This window comes from Dorea sp. AGR2135, from assembly GCF_000420885.1.
Lineage (GTDB): Bacteria > Bacillota > Clostridia > Lachnospirales > Lachnospiraceae > Dorea > Dorea formicigenerans.
In genome coordinates this window covers 1-16,668 of record NZ_ATVU01000025.1, presented here as the reverse complement: position 1 = coordinate 16,668, position 16,668 = coordinate 1, and the positions used below count along the sequence as shown (strand labels likewise).

At 40.4% G+C, this 16,668-nt stretch carries 15 protein-coding genes and 1 rRNA gene; 2 read left to right on the top strand and 14 right to left on the bottom strand.

Annotation, left to right across the window (positions count from 1 at the left end):
• Positions 1-167: 167 nt before the first annotated feature.
• The 12 genes from G593_RS0113950 to G593_RS0113900 all read right to left on the bottom strand — a co-directional run bounded on the left by G593_RS0113950 (position 168) and on the right by G593_RS0113900 (position 9,053).
• Positions 168-590, bottom strand: coding sequence for an HIT family protein (locus tag G593_RS0113950; RefSeq protein WP_022278560.1), 423 nt, complete (start codon positions 588-590; stop codon positions 168-170).
• Between the two features lie 158 nt (positions 591-748).
• Positions 749-1,693 carry an AEC family transporter gene (locus tag G593_RS0113945; protein WP_029732094.1) on the bottom strand — a complete coding sequence of 315 codons (945 nt, stop codon included), beginning with the start codon at positions 1,691-1,693 and terminating at the stop codon, positions 749-751.
• 88 nt (positions 1,694-1,781) lie between these two features.
• Entirely contained in the window at positions 1,782-1,970 is a 189-nt protein-coding gene (locus tag G593_RS20265; RefSeq protein WP_155961825.1) for an alpha/beta fold hydrolase, read from the bottom strand.
• Positions 1,971-2,073: 103 nt separating this feature from the next.
• Positions 2,074-2,439, bottom strand: coding sequence for an alpha/beta fold hydrolase (locus tag G593_RS20260; RefSeq protein WP_022278557.1), 366 nt, complete (start codon positions 2,437-2,439; stop codon positions 2,074-2,076).
• Complete coding sequence (locus tag G593_RS0113935; protein WP_022278556.1) at positions 2,408-2,668, bottom strand: hypothetical protein; 261 nt, start codon at positions 2,666-2,668, stop codon at positions 2,408-2,410. The genes G593_RS20260 and G593_RS0113935 overlap by 32 nt, the downstream gene beginning before the upstream one ends.
• 205 nt (positions 2,669-2,873) lie before the next feature.
• Positions 2,874-3,269: a hypothetical protein gene (locus tag G593_RS0113930; protein WP_005340851.1), complete on the bottom strand. Its 396-nt coding sequence runs from the start codon at positions 3,267-3,269 to the stop codon at positions 2,874-2,876.
• Positions 3,270-3,315: 46 nt separating this feature from the next.
• A complete protein-coding gene (locus G593_RS0113925) occupies positions 3,316-4,242 on the bottom strand; it encodes a transketolase family protein (RefSeq protein ID WP_022278555.1) in 927 nt (308 codons plus the stop codon).
• A gap of 4 nt (positions 4,243-4,246) precedes the next feature.
• Positions 4,247-5,047: a transketolase gene (locus G593_RS0113920; RefSeq protein ID WP_005335319.1), complete on the bottom strand. Its 801-nt coding sequence runs from the start codon at positions 5,045-5,047 to the stop codon at positions 4,247-4,249.
• 17 nt (positions 5,048-5,064) lie between these two features.
• Positions 5,065-5,898 (bottom strand): carbohydrate ABC transporter permease, encoded by an 834-nt coding sequence (locus tag G593_RS0113915; RefSeq protein ID WP_005340855.1) that lies wholly within the window; start codon positions 5,896-5,898, stop codon positions 5,065-5,067.
• A 1-nt stretch (position 5,899) separates the two neighbouring features.
• Complete coding sequence (locus G593_RS0113910) at positions 5,900-6,775, bottom strand: carbohydrate ABC transporter permease (protein WP_005340857.1); 876 nt, start codon at positions 6,773-6,775, stop codon at positions 5,900-5,902.
• A gap of 95 nt (positions 6,776-6,870) precedes the next feature.
• The gene (locus G593_RS0113905) at positions 6,871-8,160 is read right to left on the bottom strand and encodes an ABC transporter substrate-binding protein (protein ID WP_029732093.1); all 1,290 of its coding nucleotides are present in this window, start codon (positions 8,158-8,160) and stop codon (positions 6,871-6,873) included.
• 305 nt (positions 8,161-8,465) lie between these two features.
• A complete protein-coding gene (locus G593_RS0113900) occupies positions 8,466-9,053 on the bottom strand; it encodes a TetR/AcrR family transcriptional regulator (RefSeq protein WP_029732092.1) in 588 nt (195 codons plus the stop codon).
• A gap of 213 nt (positions 9,054-9,266) precedes the next feature.
• On the opposite strand from G593_RS0113900, the gene G593_RS0113895 reads away from it, so the two are divergent.
• Together G593_RS0113895 and G593_RS0113890 are read left to right on the top strand one after the other, a co-directional pair.
• Positions 9,267-11,801 carry a YhgE/Pip domain-containing protein gene (locus G593_RS0113895; RefSeq protein WP_029732091.1) on the top strand — a complete coding sequence of 845 codons (2,535 nt, stop codon included), beginning with the start codon at positions 9,267-9,269 and terminating at the stop codon, positions 11,799-11,801.
• A gap of 2 nt (positions 11,802-11,803) precedes the next feature.
• Positions 11,804-13,987: a YhgE/Pip domain-containing protein gene (locus G593_RS0113890; protein ID WP_029732090.1), complete on the top strand. Its 2,184-nt coding sequence runs from the start codon at positions 11,804-11,806 to the stop codon at positions 13,985-13,987.
• 101 nt (positions 13,988-14,088) lie between these two features.
• Here the strand turns inward: G593_RS0113890 and G593_RS0113885 are convergent, their stop codons facing one another.
• Both G593_RS0113885 and G593_RS0113880 read right to left on the bottom strand, forming a co-directional pair.
• On the bottom strand, positions 14,089-15,957 hold the full coding sequence (locus G593_RS0113885) for a glycoside hydrolase family 2 protein (RefSeq protein WP_029732089.1): 1,869 nt from the start codon (positions 15,955-15,957) through the stop codon (positions 14,089-14,091).
• Between the two features lie 442 nt (positions 15,958-16,399).
• Positions 16,400-16,668 (bottom strand): 23S ribosomal RNA (locus tag G593_RS0113880); the annotation flags it as partial.

The following is a 16,668-nucleotide window of genomic DNA, read 5'->3' as shown; positions in this document are numbered from 1 at the left end:
CAAACTAAAAAGTCCATCAGACCTTTTACCACATACATGGCAATCAAGAAAAGTGCACGCTTATGCGTACACTTTTCTCGTCTTATATAGCTCATCGTAATGTTCTGCACTGGGAGCTTGAACTCTCAGGCGGCTCAGATTCTATAACAATTTTCTATTTCCATTTTCTAAACCAACTCAGCCTTAATCTTCTCAATCATCTGAGCATATTCTTCATCGCTTAAGAATTTCTTTCCTGGGTTCATCTCAAATGTGCCTCCCCACTCATACTCATCCGTATACTTTGGTACAAGATGGAAATGCAAATGATGTCCTGTATCTCCATATGCACCATAGTTCACTTTTGCAGGTTTGAAGATTTTGTGGATTGCCTCAGATACCTTTGCAATCTCCTCTAAGTATGCTGCTCTCTCTTGTGGTGTCAGCTCCAGAATCTCGCTGACATGTTTCTTATGAGCAACTACAACTCTTCCCGGATGGCTCTGCTCTTTAAAAAGATATACTTTAGAGTTTTCCAGTTCACAAATCTTAATTCCAAATTTTGCTAATAATTCTCCCTCTACACAATATGCACAATTCTGATCTACCATTTTAATTTCTCCTTTCACGTTGTATTGGAAATATTTTTATTTCTAATATAACTAAATCGTTTCCTAAACATTCTTTACATTTATGTAATGTTTTCAAACTTTCATTTATAATAAAAGCTTTCACCTTATAAATTATACATTCTAAATACCTATTACTATTACCTGCAAAGCATCACCACAAGCGGTATTGTTACCAGACTTGCCAGTGTAATAATAAATACACCCTGCACCGCATAATCAGCTTCTGTTGACCCAAAGCTCTCTGCCATAATCGGAATGCTTGCCATACTCGGAAGTGCAATAATCAGCGTCCAGATATTTCTCGCAAGATCATTCACGCCAAGCCACGTCATCACACGAAATATGACAACCGGCATAACTATCAGCTTAATGATTATGACAAATACAACTGGCCATGCTTTCTTTAATGATCCTGATTCCATCAGTGCAATCGTTCCTCCGATATACAAAAGTGCCAGTGGCTTTGCACAGCTTCCTATTGTATCAAAGCTTCGAAGAATCAGTAAATCTGATGGCACTTTCAAAATCATCAACATCAGCCCGATCAGCACTCCTACTATAACAGGATTAGACAGCTTCTTTATGATCAGCTTCAAGGATAATTCCTGTCCTCCTTCTGATTTAGAAGTGAGCAATACTCCTTCTGTCCAGAGGAACAGATTATCTATTACAACGCAGAAAGAAAATGCTACTACTGCAACCGGATCAAATATCTCTTTTACAAGAGGCAGCCCAAAGAACGCCATATTTCCGAAAAGACATTGGGCAGTAAAGATTTTTCTTTTATCTCCTCGGAAATGTAATAACGTTCCTGTCAGGAATCCAGCTCCTGTAAGCAGCGGATATGTAATCAGTGCATAGGGAATTACAGATTTTGCAATATCCCATGCATTTTCCTCCTGCACTGCTGACGGAAATACTGCAATCAGCATCAACGGACAGATAACGCCCATAAGCAGACTGCTTAACCCATGAATGACTTCGGCTTTCAAAAGCCCTAATTTTGCTCCTATAAAACCACATCCGAGAATGACAAAAAACATAATCATTTGACTAATCAACGTATTCATATCTATAGACATTATTTTGTTTCCTCCATTCTCTCATTTCAATTTTATATCCATGATATGAAACTCTAATTCAATTCATGGTCTACATTATATATATTTTTTAATTTGTATGTTTCATCAAAAATCCCACTACAACACTGTCATATGGCTCAGGATATTCCCACTGATGTACATGTCCGCCTTCCGGTGCAAGATAGAATTCTGCCTGTGAAATTCCATGTACTAATTCCATGGTCTTCTCTATATTCATGAACAAATCCTTTGCCCCTGCAGCGATCAGTACCGGCATTTTAAGCTCATGCAGCCTGCCTGCTGTATTGTGGCTGAGACATGCCCCACACTGTGCCTTATAGGCATACACAGGCATTGGATAAGGGTACGCTGCATCTTCTTCAATAGATTTCCCAATCTTCTTTCAGCTCACAGATTAGATTTAAAGCCTTTTTAAATGCCGGACTTACACTTGCAAATGTACTTGTCAAAATCAGACTCAGAACTCTGTCCGGAACTTTCAGTGCCACCTGCTGTGCAATGGCGCCTCCCATAGAGACACCCATAACATGGGCTTTTTTGATATCTAATGCATCCATGATACCGATGATATCGTCTGCCATCTGCTCTGTTGTATAACTCTCTGCTTCCGGTTTGTCGCTTAATCCTGCTCCTCTGTTATCCGGAACAATACACCAAAACCATTTACTTAATAGCTCATAGTTATGCTTCCATTTATCTCCCGGTGCTCCAAGTCCCATAATCATAATCAATATGTCCTACGTCCGAAGCCCAGTCAATAGCAGTCGGCTGAATCAACTCAAACATGGCTTCATAGTCTTCTTCTGTACGAAACAACGAATTCTTTGCGCTGTTCGGATGGAAACAACATACGATTCCTGCCTCTGCTGCTACTTTAAGCATTCTCGGCAACTGACCAAAATGTTTTCCCATCTTCCATGGATAGGACTGACAGCCAAATTTTAAATTGTACACTTCTTCCGACCTCCTTTATAATTTTCTATAAATATCCGCATCAAGCTTATTGTATAAAATACCGATAAATGCATAAATATTCTTATTTATTGCAAAATTGTCTGGATTTTTTTACAAAAAAGGCTCTCAACACATAATCTCGCATAATTATGTCGTAGAGAGCCTGTTTTATTGTCGCGATGCAGCTAATGCATTACGTAAGATACTATACTAAAGCTTTGATAGCAGCAATCTGATCTTCATTCAAATCTAAAATATCGCTGTTGTCCATGGATGTGTTGGAATCCTCAATCAGGATCATCTTTGTATCCTTGCATGTTACTGTGTTATGCCACAGTGTAGCTGGGATATTGTAAACCTTGTTTGGCTCCATCTTAACTGCCTTGATATCAAGACCGCCTTCTACTTCATTTGCATAGATCAGTGTGCAAGATCCGGCAACAAGTACGAAAAGCTCATCAGTCTTGTTGTGACGCTCCAGATTGTTGATTCCTGTGATGTCGTTAGCTGGTTTCCAGTTTTTGATACCAACTGTCCATTTCTCGTTCTCGAATACTCTCTGCATTCCTTCCCCGTCAAATGAATAATTTAAAATTTCCATGATTCTTATCTCCCTTTTATATAATAAAATGAATTTGATCAGATTCTTATGCTAATGTTGCTTTGCATTTTTCAACGATGTTCTCAGCTGTAAGTCCATAAGCTGCAAACAGTTCAGCTGGTTTACCGGATTTTCCGAATTTATCCTGGATACCAACTCTTTCGAATTTAGCTCCGGCATGTCCTGCAAGAACTTCTGCTACAGCAGATCCAAGTCCACCGATCACAGAATGCTCTTCAGCTGTTACGATACCTTTGCACTTCTCGTTCATAGCAAGGATTGTCTCAGCATCGATAGGTTTTACTGTGTGCATATTAACAACTGCTGCAGAAATTCCTTCTGCCTCAAGCATCTCAGCTGCTTTTAATGCGATCGGTACCATAAGTCCCATTGTGATGATGCAAACATCGTTACCATCTTTTAAGATGTTAGCTTTTCCCGGGATAAATGGTGTATCCTCTGTTGTGATATCCTCACAAACAGGTCTTGCAACACGGATGTAAACTGGTCCGTCAATCTCTGCTGCTGCAAATACAGCTTTCTCCATCTCTGTAGGATCACATGGTACAAATACCGTCATGTTCGGCATCTCTCTCATAAGAGCAACATCCTCGATAGACTGATGACTTCCTCCGTCCTCTCCTACTGAAAGTCCGGAATGAGATAATCCAAATTTAACATTTGTGTTTGTGTATGCAATAGAGTTACGAATGATCTCATAAGCTCTTCCTGATCCGAAAAGAGCAAATGTGCTTGCAAATGGAATGTATCCTGTATGAGCAAATCCAGCTGCCATGCCCATCATATTACACTCTGCAATTCCTGCGTTAAAGAAACGATCTGGAAATGCCTCAGCAAATGTAGCTGACATTGTTGCGTGTGCAAGGTCTGCATCTAATGCAACGATCTTATCGTTCTTCTGTCCTAATTTAACTAATGCTTCTCCGTAAGCAACTCTTAATGATTTTCCCATCTTCTTACGCCTCCAATTCTTTCATAGCTGTCTCGAACTCTTCTGGTTTCAACGGTCTTCCGTGCCATCCCACCTGGTTCTCCATGAAGGATACACCTTTACCTTTGATTGTGTGGCAGCAAATGAATTTTGGCTTACCAGATACTGGAGCCTCAATTGCTTTGTCAATTTCTTCAATGTTATGTCCATCTACTTCAAAGCATTCGAAACCGAAGGCTTTAAACTTCTCAACGATGTTTCCAAGTCCCATGACCTGATCGTTAGTTCCATCGATCTGAAGTCCGTTATAGTCAAGTAAAACGCAAAGGTTATCAAGTTTGTAATGAGCTGCTGCCATAGCTGCCTCCCATACAATACCTTCCTGACACTCGCCATCACCAACTACTGCATATACTTTGTAGTCAGCTTTTGCATGCTTAGCTGCAAGAGCAAGTCCTGTTGCCAGAGACATTCCCTGTCCAAGAGATCCTGTGTTCATATCAACACCTGGAGTCTTGTTGCAGTCCGGATGTCCCTGAAGATGGCTGTCAATCTGACGAAGGTGTGCCAGATCCTCTTTCGGGAAATATCCCAGATCTGCCAGGATTGCATATAATGTAGGGCAAGCATGTCCCTTACTTAATACGAGACGGTCTCTGTCTGCTTTCTTAGGATCCTTAGGATCAAGATTCTTCATCTCATCATAGTAGAGAGCCATAAGAATCTCAACACATGATAATGATCCGCCCGGATGACCTGACTGGCAGGCAAATAAACTCTTCAATATCTCTTGGCGCAATTCCTTTGCTTTTTTCTCGTAATTCATTTTTCTTCCTCCTTATATTAACCTTTAACAGCTCCTGCTGTTAATCCCTCAACTAATCTCTTCTGTGCAAAGAAGAACATGATACATACTGGAATGATCGTAATGATTCCACCTGCTGTTAACAGACCCCAGTCAACTCCAAGCTGACCGATCAGACTCTTCAGTGCTACAGGTATTGTTCTTGTCGCATTGTTCGTAAACATTACCGCAAATGTATACTCGTTCCATGATGTCATGAAGATATATACACCGGTGGCAACAAGGCAAGGACCTAATATAGGTAAAATGATCTTGAAAAATGCCATCCTTCTATTACATCCATCAACCAATGCTGCTTCTTCAAGTGATAGTGGCAAGTCGTTAAAAAATCCATTCAGCAACCATACAGAAAATGGAAGTGTGAACGTTGTATATGCGAGTACAAGAGCCCATGGAGTATAAAGTAACCCCAGGTTTCTCATTATAGAGTATAATGGGATTAAAAGCAATACCGTAGGGAACATATTATTGCTTAAAAACAATGCCATCATCGCTCTACGTCCTGCAAATCTGTATCTTGAAAACGCATATGATGCTAATGTTGATGCTGTCAGAGAAACAACTGTTGTTACTGCCGCAACAATAAAGCTATTCTTCATGGCAGCCAGGAAATTTACTGTTGTAGTAAACAGTTTCGTGTAGTTCTCCCATTGAACTTGTCTTGGCCAGTATGTAACTGCTCCGTATAACTCTGTGTCCGGTTTTATAGATGTAATAAATGTCCAATAAAACGGGAACAGGATGAAAAGTAATATTACGATCAGTGGAAGATATAATGTTAAAAATCTCTTTAAGAATGATTCCCTCTTCATACTACTTATCCTCCTCTCTAAATGTAAAGATCAAATACGGAACTGCAACCAGGCAAAGTACAAGTGCAAGCAAGATTGCCATTGCTGATGAGTATCCCAAGTTCAATGCCTGAGCTTTATTAAACACATATACACTCAGTGTCTGTGTTGCATAAGCCGGTCCACCTTCCGTCATGTTGAAGATAACATCGACTGAGTTTGCAACCCAGATAATTCTCAGAAGTCCTGTGATAAAGATTGTATTCTTAATACTTGGAATTGTAATCTTAAATAACTTCTGGAATCCTGTCGCGCCATCCATGTCGGCTGCTTCATAAAGTTCTCCTGGAATTCCCTGCAGCCCTGCAAGAATCATCAGTGCAAAGAATGGAATTCCCTGCCAGATAATCGTTACTACAACTGCCGGAAATGCTGTATTCGTCTGTGCTAAAAATGGTATGCTCTTATTAAGTATATGTAATTTCTGAAGAATGTCATTGAGTACACCATAGTTACCGTCATACATCCATCTCCACATAAGACCGATCAAAATACCAGGTGTGACCCATGGAATCAGGCTGACTGCACGGACAACACCGCGCCCTCTGAACTTCTTGTTAAGAAGCAATGCCAGTATAAAACCAAATACAAACTGAAATCCAACGCCAAATACCACCCAGAGAATCGTCTTCCAAAGTGCTTTCCAGAACAGCTCATCTTTAAATGCCGCGATGTAATTTGCAAGTCCGACAAACGCAATGTCATTCGGTCTTCTCAAATCATAACTCTGGAAACTCATTCCAATCGCATTAATAACCGGAATGAATACTACGCACAAAATGATAATCAGAGCAGGTGCTACCAATAAATATGGATAGATACTTTTCTTTTTTACCATCGTGTTCTTTCCCTTTCAATCATACTGCCCTGCCAGTTGCCTGACAAGGCAGTTTCATAAATCAATTATTATCTAGTTGTTACAAAATCTAGTTTCTACTCGTTAAGAGCTTTGTCCAGCTTATCCATACACTCTTTAGCTGTAATCTCGCCTGTCAGAGCCTGAGAAATTGTTGCCGGCCAGTTTGTGATCCACTCAGTTGTTGTATCTTTAACCGGAACTGTACCTGCGATATCAACACCTTCCATAGATACTTTCATGAATTTGTCATTCTGGAAGTAGTCTTCCTGCTGAACAGTCTTGCTTACTGGAACCTGTCCTGTTCCTTCGCACCACATTTTCTGTCCTTCTTCTGTTGCAAGATATTTCATCCACTCGAATGCTGCTGCTTTGTTCTCGCAAGAATCGAACATTACAGTCTCTGTATCTCCCATGGATGTCCACTGTCCTTTTCCTTTCGGAATAATGAATGCATCAACATCATCACCAAGTTCTTCTACCATACCTTTAGAAGATCCGATATGATGTATGAACATAGCTGTCTTTCCAGACTTGAAGTTAGCAACTGTCTCGTTGAATCCATCGTTCGTAGCTGACTCTGGAACATATCCGTTCTTATACAGATCGATGAAGTCCTGCATACCCTGTACAGATGCATCAGATGTCAGATCATCAAAGCTTCCACCTTCACCATAGATGAAGCTTCCCCATGGCTCCTGTCCACCGGAAGCACCACGCATACCAAATCCGTATACATCTGTCTTTCCATCACCATCTGTATCCATTGTACATTTCTTAATGTCCTCAAGGAACTCATCGTATGTCTTAGGTGTCTCTGTAATACCAGCCTCTTTGAAGATTGATGGTCTGTAGTATACATAGAGTACCTGAATGTTCCATGGCATCAGATAAAGTGAATCGTCAGATCCGCCTGCCTTTTTCATTACGTCGTAGATGTTGTCAGAAATGTCATCTTTCTTATCCCATGCATCAACATAAGGTGTTAAGTCTGCAAGCAGGTTGTTGTTTGTGAACATCGGTGTTGCGGAAAGCTTAAAGGTTGCTACATCCGGTGCTCCACCACCCATAGCTGCGTTGAACAGTGTGTTGGAATATCCTCCACCATCCCAAGGAACTTCTTCACCTTCAACAGTGATTCCGTACTCATTCTCCTCGTTGAACTTCTTGATGATGTCCTGCATCAGGGAAGAATAATCTGTGTTATCTGCCCAATACTGGAACTTGATTGTGCACTCTTTGATATCATCGGTTGACTGAGCTTCTTCTTTTTTGTCTGAGCTTCCGCTATTGGATTTAGATCCGCAAGCTGTCATTCCGAGTACCATAGCTGCTGTCAGTAATACTGCTAATAACCTCTTTTTCATTGCTTGTCCTCACTTTCTATATTTTGTTGTAACTAGGATCTCTGACTGATAACCTGTGCTTTCCTGATTCCCTGTTTCAGCCATCTTCCTAACGCAACGAAGAACTTTTTGAACTGAAATGCTTTACGAATTGTAAACGCTTACATTTTAAATTTAAAAAAAATCGTAAGGCATTTACCGTCCTTGTAAGCTCTTACATTAGATAGTTTAATTATATCCTTTTGACACTTTCCCGTCAATGAAAGAATGTACCAAAATAGGGAAAGTTCTTTTGTTACATTTCACTAAGAGTGCATGGTATACTCCTACACTTCCTCACGAGTTTCACAAAAAGCACGCATAGAACTGACCACCATTCGATAGATAAAATCTGCTGCGAACTCTGGTGTACAAGACTTTTTATCGGCAAGCCAGGTCTTTACAAATCCAAGACAGCCATTCAGGCAATATGCATAAAAGTAATCCATCTGATCACTTTTTTCCGGAAACATCTGCTCTAACACCTCCCTGCTGTTTCTTGCCAGAATAACTTCCACTTTCTGAATGAATCGCATATCTCCGTAAGGTCCGACCAAAGCAGAAACAATCTCTCGATTGTTGTCTAACACTTGAAATATGTCCTGAAGAAAATAAAATCCATTATCCTCTCGCTTTTCAATTGGATGCTCTCTGATCGCACGTTCCATCTCCTCTGCCAGATCATTCTCAATCTCATACAACAGCCCTGATATATCTGGATAATGCAAATAAAAAGTAGATCTGTTAATATCTACCTGATCTACCAATTCTTTTACTGTAATCTCACCTACACTTTTCTCCTTCATAAGCATGGCGAGCCCATTTCTAAGCTGGGTCTTTGTCTTGCGGACCCGACGGTCTGTCTTCTTCTGCATATGTTTCCTGCTCTTTCTTTCATTATAGTGTTAAATTTTTATAACATATTGATATAATGCAACATTTTTAATATTTTCTGTCTATTAATCAGCACTTTTTAACCTTTTAACGGTTGTAAATCACTTTCTTCCTTAATATAATACTTTTTGATAAGATAATCAACATCGTATCTATTACTAGAAAAATATTTACACAAAAGGAGCATTTTATTTATGAGGAACGCATTTCGGATTTTCCGCCGGGACATGAAACGTCTGCTTCGCAGTCCTGCTGCCGTGCTGGTCATGATCGGCGTATGTATTATCCCCTCTCTGTATGCCTGGTTCAATATTGCAGCCAATATTGACCCATACAGCAACACCTCCGGCATTAAAGTAGCCGTTGCCAATAACGACAAAGATGCAACAAGCAATGATCTTACAATCAATGCCGGGAATGAAATCATTAAAAATTTAAAAGAAAATGATCAACTCGGATGGACTTTTACGGATGAAGAAAATGCTGTTGAAGGAGTCAAATCCGGAAAATATTACGCGGCAATCGTAATTCCGGAAGATTTTAGCAGTTCTCTTCTGAGTATCCTCTCCGGCAAGATGGAGACTCCGAAACTGGATTATTATCTTAATGAAAAAATCAATGCAATTGCACCAAAAATCACAGACAGTGGTGCCAGCACAATCCAGCTTCAAATCAACAATACCTTTTCATCCATTGCATCTGAATCGGTTTCAAATGTATTAAAGCAGTCTGTTACTGACCTGGCCGGTACTATCGATACTGTCAATTCTGATCTTGTGTCAATGCTTGACAAAGTAAATGATAATATTGCCGAGTACCAAAAGATTCTGGATTCCTTCAATTCCAGTGTCGGTGGTACACAGACTTTGATCGATAACGCAAAAAGTGCCACATCTGCTTTAGGTGACGCAGCAACTTCCGGTGCAAATGCACTTTCCGATGCAGACAGCGTATTAAAGGACACACGAACCGCTACCGGGAACTTCACTTCCGCATTATCCCAGTCTATTTCAAATGGTCTGAGTATTATTGAACAGGCTTATGGCCAGGCTTCTGAAGGATTCGGCAAGCTGTCTGGCCAGGCTTCTGATATTAATCAGAAAGTGGGAAATGCTTTGAATAATGCCCAGGAAGTCAATACTAAAAACGGTGAAATTATTGCAACACTGCAGCAGCTTGCTTCACAATTACCGGCACAGTCCGATACAATCAACTCTGCTCTCGCAAAACTTTCTGAGCAGAACCAGAGCAATCAACAGTTGATCAGCAGCCTGACTGCCGGAAACGATGGTATTAGCAACGCACTTTCCACAACAACCAATACACTTGCACAGTTGGAAACAATCAACAAAGCAAACTTAAGTGGTATTCAGAGTCTTCGTACCTCTCTTGATGAGAACGTATTTCCACAGTTGAATCAGACTATGGATATTTTTTCCAGTCTGACAGGTGAACTGAACGGAATACTGAACGGTGTACCTGCTACCACTGAGCAGTTAAACAGTATTCTGACACAGCTTGGCACAAGCCTCACAGAACTGAACAACGTACTGAATGGAACACAGTCCTCTCTGAATGCCGTAATCAACCGACTGGACAACGTCCGTACCGACATCAATGCGATTACAAGTTCTGAGACATTCCAGAAGCTTACCTCTTTGGAAGGCATTGATTCCGATACGATTGCTGAATTCGTATCATCTCCGGTAAATGTGGATACAGAAACGTACTATTCTGTTAAAAACTACGGTTCTTCCATGACACCATTCTATTCGAACCTGGCAATCTGGGTTGGAGGAATCGTCCTGATTGCTATCTTCAAAATGGAAGTGGACCGTGACAGATCCATGCGTTCTTACAGTGCCACAAATATGTATTTTGGGCGCTGGCTTTTATACATGCTGCTAGGTCTTGTCCAGGGACTGATCGTATGTGTCGGAGATGTATTTCTTCCAGGCGTTCAGTGCCGTCACCCATTTGCGCTGGTACTGACCGGGCTTGTATGCTCCTTTGTATATGTCAACATTATTTATGCTCTGTCACTGACATTTAAGCATATTGGAAAAGCGTTATGTGTAATCTTTGTCATTCTTCAGATTCCAGGATCTTCCGGAACCTATCCGATTGAAATGACACCGGTATTTTTCCAGAAAATACACCCGCTTCTTCCATTCACTTATGGAGTTGCTGCGATGCGTGAAGCAATTGCAGGCATGTATGGAAGTGTTTATATCCACAACCTTTTCATCTTGCTCTGCTACGTTCCGATTGCACTTTTAATCGGACTGGGAATAAGACCTCTTCTGGCAGGACTGAACCGCCTGTTCGACCTGAAGCTGTCTGAAACAGAATTTATGGTCTGCGAAGAACCAGATGATCAATTAAGCAGGAGCGCTCAGTTGTCTATGCTTTTAAAAGCCTCTCTTTCACAAGACGACTTACGTACACAGACCGCTGAGAAAGCTCAGAATTTTGAACAGAATTATCGGAAAATGATTCGCTATGGTTTCCTTGCGATTACTATTATTCCGTTGATCTTCCTGATACTGATGTTCAGTCTGGAATCGAAAATTGTATTTTTGGTTCTTTGGATCATATCTATCATCGCCATCGCAACATGGCTTATTATTGTAGAATTCATTCACACAAGACTCGCCGAGCAACAACAGCTGGCTGGTATGTCTTTTGATGAGATGGTGAAAAAATTCCGTGGAAAGGAGGAGGAATAATCATGAAAAATATTCTTCGCATTTTTAAGTATGATTTAAAGAAGATCCATAAAAATGTCATTGCCATGATCGTTATTATGGGAATCACTGTTATTCCGACTCTTTACGCGTGGTTCAATATCGCTGCAAGCTGGGATCCATACGGAAATACAGGAAACTTAAAAGTTGCTGTAGCAAGCTCTGATGAAGGTTATAGTGGTGAACTTCTCTCAGTAAACCTTAACCTTGGAGATCAGGTTCTTACAACTCTTAGAGGTAACTCGCAGCTTGACTGGACATTTACAAGTGCTAAGAAAGCGAAAGAAGGAGTAAAATCCGGAAAATATTATGCGGCAATCGTAATCCCAAAAGATTTCAGTAAAGACATGATGAGTATTTTCACATCCAATGTAACACATCCTGAAATCAAATATTATATCAATGAAAAGGAAAACGCAATTGCCCCGAAAGTCACCGTAAAAGGCGCAAATGCCGTACAGCAGCAAATTAATGATACATTTGTACAGACGGTATCCCAGACCGCATTAGAAGCCTTTCAGCTTGTTAATAACGTTGCTGACGAGACCGATGATCAGACAATCGCAGACAACCTCTCAGCCGCACTGGCGCAGATTTCAACAGACTTATCCTCTGCCGCCGGCACTGTACAGGCATTTTCCGATATGGCAAATTCTGCGGCAATTATGTTGAATACCACTACAGAATTCTTAAGCCAGTCCGGTTCCGGTACAAAAGCCAGTGTAAATGCTCTGGGCGTGGCTGGAAATGGTATTGATTCCCTGAATTCAGCTTTAACAGGAACAACAGATTCCATCAACCAGGCACTTTCACAGAGCGCTTCCTTCTACAGTGCGGTATCCACCTGTGTCGGAAATGCACTGGATTCTTATAATTCAGACGCACAGGCTTGTGCAAATGCACTGAATACCGTAAGTGGACGTGTGCAGAATCTGATAGATGGTTACCAGTCACTGGAAAACTCTCTGAGCCAAATTGCTGACTCTATTACTGATCCACATTTAAAAGGTATGCTTATGCAGGCAATCGGCAATATTCAGAAAGCGAAAGCTTCTCAAGAAGCAATCCGTGATGCCATTAACGATGCAGCTACTGGTATTACTTCCGCAACTGCAAATGCAACCGAATTAAAGAACAATATTGACAGCTTGATTGCTCAGAGTAATTCTTCAATCAGTACTGTGAAAAAAGATTATGAAAACAATGTTAAGGGTAGTCTGGATGATCTGGCAAATGATCTGACTAGCACAAGCAATTCTATTACTTCACTGCTTGGACAGTTAGATAACAGTCTGAAAGACATTTCCGGGGTGACAGGCTCTGCAGCTGGAAATCTCACAGAGGTACAGAAAGCTTTATCAGATTCCGCTTCTCTTTTAAATGAAGCATCCGGTAAAATGTCTAATGCAGCAACTGCAATGCTATCTTCCGATGACAACGGCATCCAATTACTGACCAGCCTTCTCTCTGAGGATCCGGAGGCAATTGGTTCATTCCTTGCATCACCGGTCAAGCTTAATGAAACACATATCTACCCTATCGAGAACTATGGATCTGCTATGGCTCCATTCTACTCAACACTCGCGATTTGGGTCGGCGCAGTTGTAATGGCTGCCATGTTAAAAGTAAATGTTTCAGACAACTTAAAACACAAATTAAATAATCCGAAAGAACACCAGTTATATATTGGACGCATTCTTCTTCTCCTTTGTATAGGATTTTTACAGAGCGCATTGATCTGTCTTGGCGATCTTTATTTCCTGGGCATCCAATGTGAACATCCTGTATTATTTGTACTGGCAGGATGCTTTAGCAGTCTTGTATATGTAAACATTATTTACGCTTTGACTGTTTCCTTTGGAGATATCGGTAAAGCAATCGCAGTTGTGCTGATGGTCATGCAGGTAGCCGGAAGTGGTGGAACTTTCCCAATTCAGTGTGCGCCAGAATTTTTCCGGAAAGTATATCCTTTACTTCCATTTGTGCACAGCATGAACGCTATGCGTGAATGCATCGCCGGTTTCTATGGCATGAACTACTGGATTGAACTTGGAAAACTGGCACTCTTCCTGATTCCGGCATTGTTGCTCGGTCTGATACTCAGGAAACCAGTCATCAAGTTAAATGATGCATTTACAGAAAAATTGGAAAGTACACACCTAATCTAAAAAGAATCTCGCTTTCTAGATTCTCCGCCTGCGGCGGGTCGCAGTATGCAACATACTTCTTATCCGCCGCAGTGCGATCATCAAGAATCGTTTTTTCTACTCTAACTCAATTTATTTACTTCACGGTCATATGTATAGATTCCATTAATCTCATCTTCTATATCACTCCATTGTGTATACACACATCCACATAATCCCTGTCCTTCTAATTTTTTTATTTTATATTCTAGTTGACGATAGACCTTCTGATACTCTGTCTTCGTTTTATAGCCTCCATAACCATATTTCTTTTCTGATGCAGTATGTTCTTCTACTTCTAATGTAAAACCTCCGTATTCGCTCAATACGGCTGCTCTGACGTCTTCCGGTTTAACTTTTAAAGGGAAGAAATAATTATGTATACTTTGAAAATCTCCTGTTCCCTGATCAAACCAACCACTTGCTGAATCTATCAAATGTTCTGAATCTATCTTTCTCACCATATCCGTGATTCGTTGTGTAGCAAATTGTCCCCATCCTTCATTAAAAATGACCCATGTGCATATACTCGGATGTTTTTTTAGTAACTGAATCGTTTCTTTTACCTCGTTGATAAATTCACTTCTTCCTTCCTGACTTCGTCTTGCAAATAATCTGGAATAATGATCTTTTACTGTAATCCCCAATCCGGACAGCACCGTTGCCAGATACGTGACGAACCAACTCTGATACTTTTCTCCTCCATTTACCATATCCTGCCACACAATCACTCCAAGCCGGTCACAATGATAATACCAGCGTTGCGGTTCTATTTTAATATGCTTTCTGACCATATTAAATCCTATTTTTTTCATTTCCAGAATATCAAAGATCCATGCTTCTTCTGAAGGTGCTGTATAAAGACCATCCGGCCAATAGCCTTGATCCAGAACTCCTTTCAAAAAGCACTTCTTGTTATTCAAATAAATGCGCGGAATATGGTCTTCATCCTGTTGAATTGTAAAATCACGAATCGCAAAATAACTTTCCACTTCATCTAAAACGTGCTTCTTATCTGTCTTATCTGTCTCATCCTCACATTCAATCAATGATACATGAAAATAATACAAATATGGAGTTTCACAAGACCAGTATTTTGCATTTTGAATTTCTATCTCTATCCATGTATTTGCTCTTCCTGATATTGATTTTTGCACATCAGGTATCGTGTGTGATAATGCAATAAAATCCGTTACATTATCTTCTGCATTCGCATATATCTTCGGAAATCTAATATCTATTTGTACAGTCAAATCTTTCTGTTCTGAGACTGTCTGAATATATATTTTTACCTTCTCCGATGCATTTACGCAATTATTTAAAGTTGGCTTTCCTTTTTGTTTTCCAGTTTTTATATATTTAGTTTCTACATTTTTTATCCGGTCTTGCGGAACATATTCCATCCACACAGTCTGCCATATTCCACTTTGAGCAGTATAATACATCCCTCCACGTTTCACTTTTTGTTTGCCCTTTGCATGATACGATGTATCTGACAGATCCTGTACCATAATTACCAATTCATTCTCTCCACTATGAACATACTCCGAAATATCGCAGGAAAATGGCAGATAACCACCCACATGACTTACTACAAAGTGTCCATTCATCCAGATTTTACAACTTTGATCTACTGCTCCAAAATGTAATAATAGTCGTTCTTGTAATGCCTTATTATCCCATTCCTGACACTTTATCTTTGTTCTGTACCACAAATATTCATTCGGCATTAACTGCCTGGATACCCCTGATAAAACACTCTCTGGTGAAAACGGGACTAATATTTTTCCATCATATTGCTTTGGTTTCTTCTGATTCTGTGTAAAGGCATATTCCCACCAGCCATTTAAAATTTCATAATGCGTTTCTCTCATCATAATTGGTCTTGGATATTCCTGTAAAACATGTTCAGAATCTAGATTTCTTCCCCATTGTGTAAATAATTCTTTCATCTTTCCCTCACAGATATCATTTCTTTATTGTACAATCTTGCATAATCCTTGTATTATTTATATATGATGTTGGGGGCAAAAGCCCCAACTATGATGCCTACGGATTGTTCCGTGCGTTGCACTCCCACAATCCTCCCAATTATTCGCATATCGTGGGGATTGTCATCCCACTTTTAGGCTCATATTGGGGCGGATCCCAAGGTCTTTCATCCACTTATGAGCAAGCTCATGTGGATTTAGACCTTTTGACCCTGGCATCTTATATATTATATTATGTAAAATACATCGAAGTAAATATAAAATTGAGCACACAAAAAACACGCCCAAAAGATTTCCCTTTCAGACGTGCCTCTCATTCCAGGTTAATGTTTATTTTATATAAAATATGTACCTTCAAAACTGCATATAAGAAACTTTTTAACATCTTACCTATCCACCTTACTTGGTTATGCCCTCGACCTATTAGTAACAGTCAGCTCCATGTGTTACCACACTTCCACCTCTGTCCTATCTACCTCGTCGTCTTCAAGGGGTCTTACAACTTTCGTTGGGATATCTCATCTTGAGGGGGGCTTCACGCTTAGATGCCTTCAGCGTTTATCCCGTCCCGGCTTGGCTACTCTGCTATGCTCCTGGCGGAACAACAGATCAACCAGCGGCCAGTCCATCCCAGTCCTCTCGTACTAAGGACAGCTCCTCTCAAATATCCTA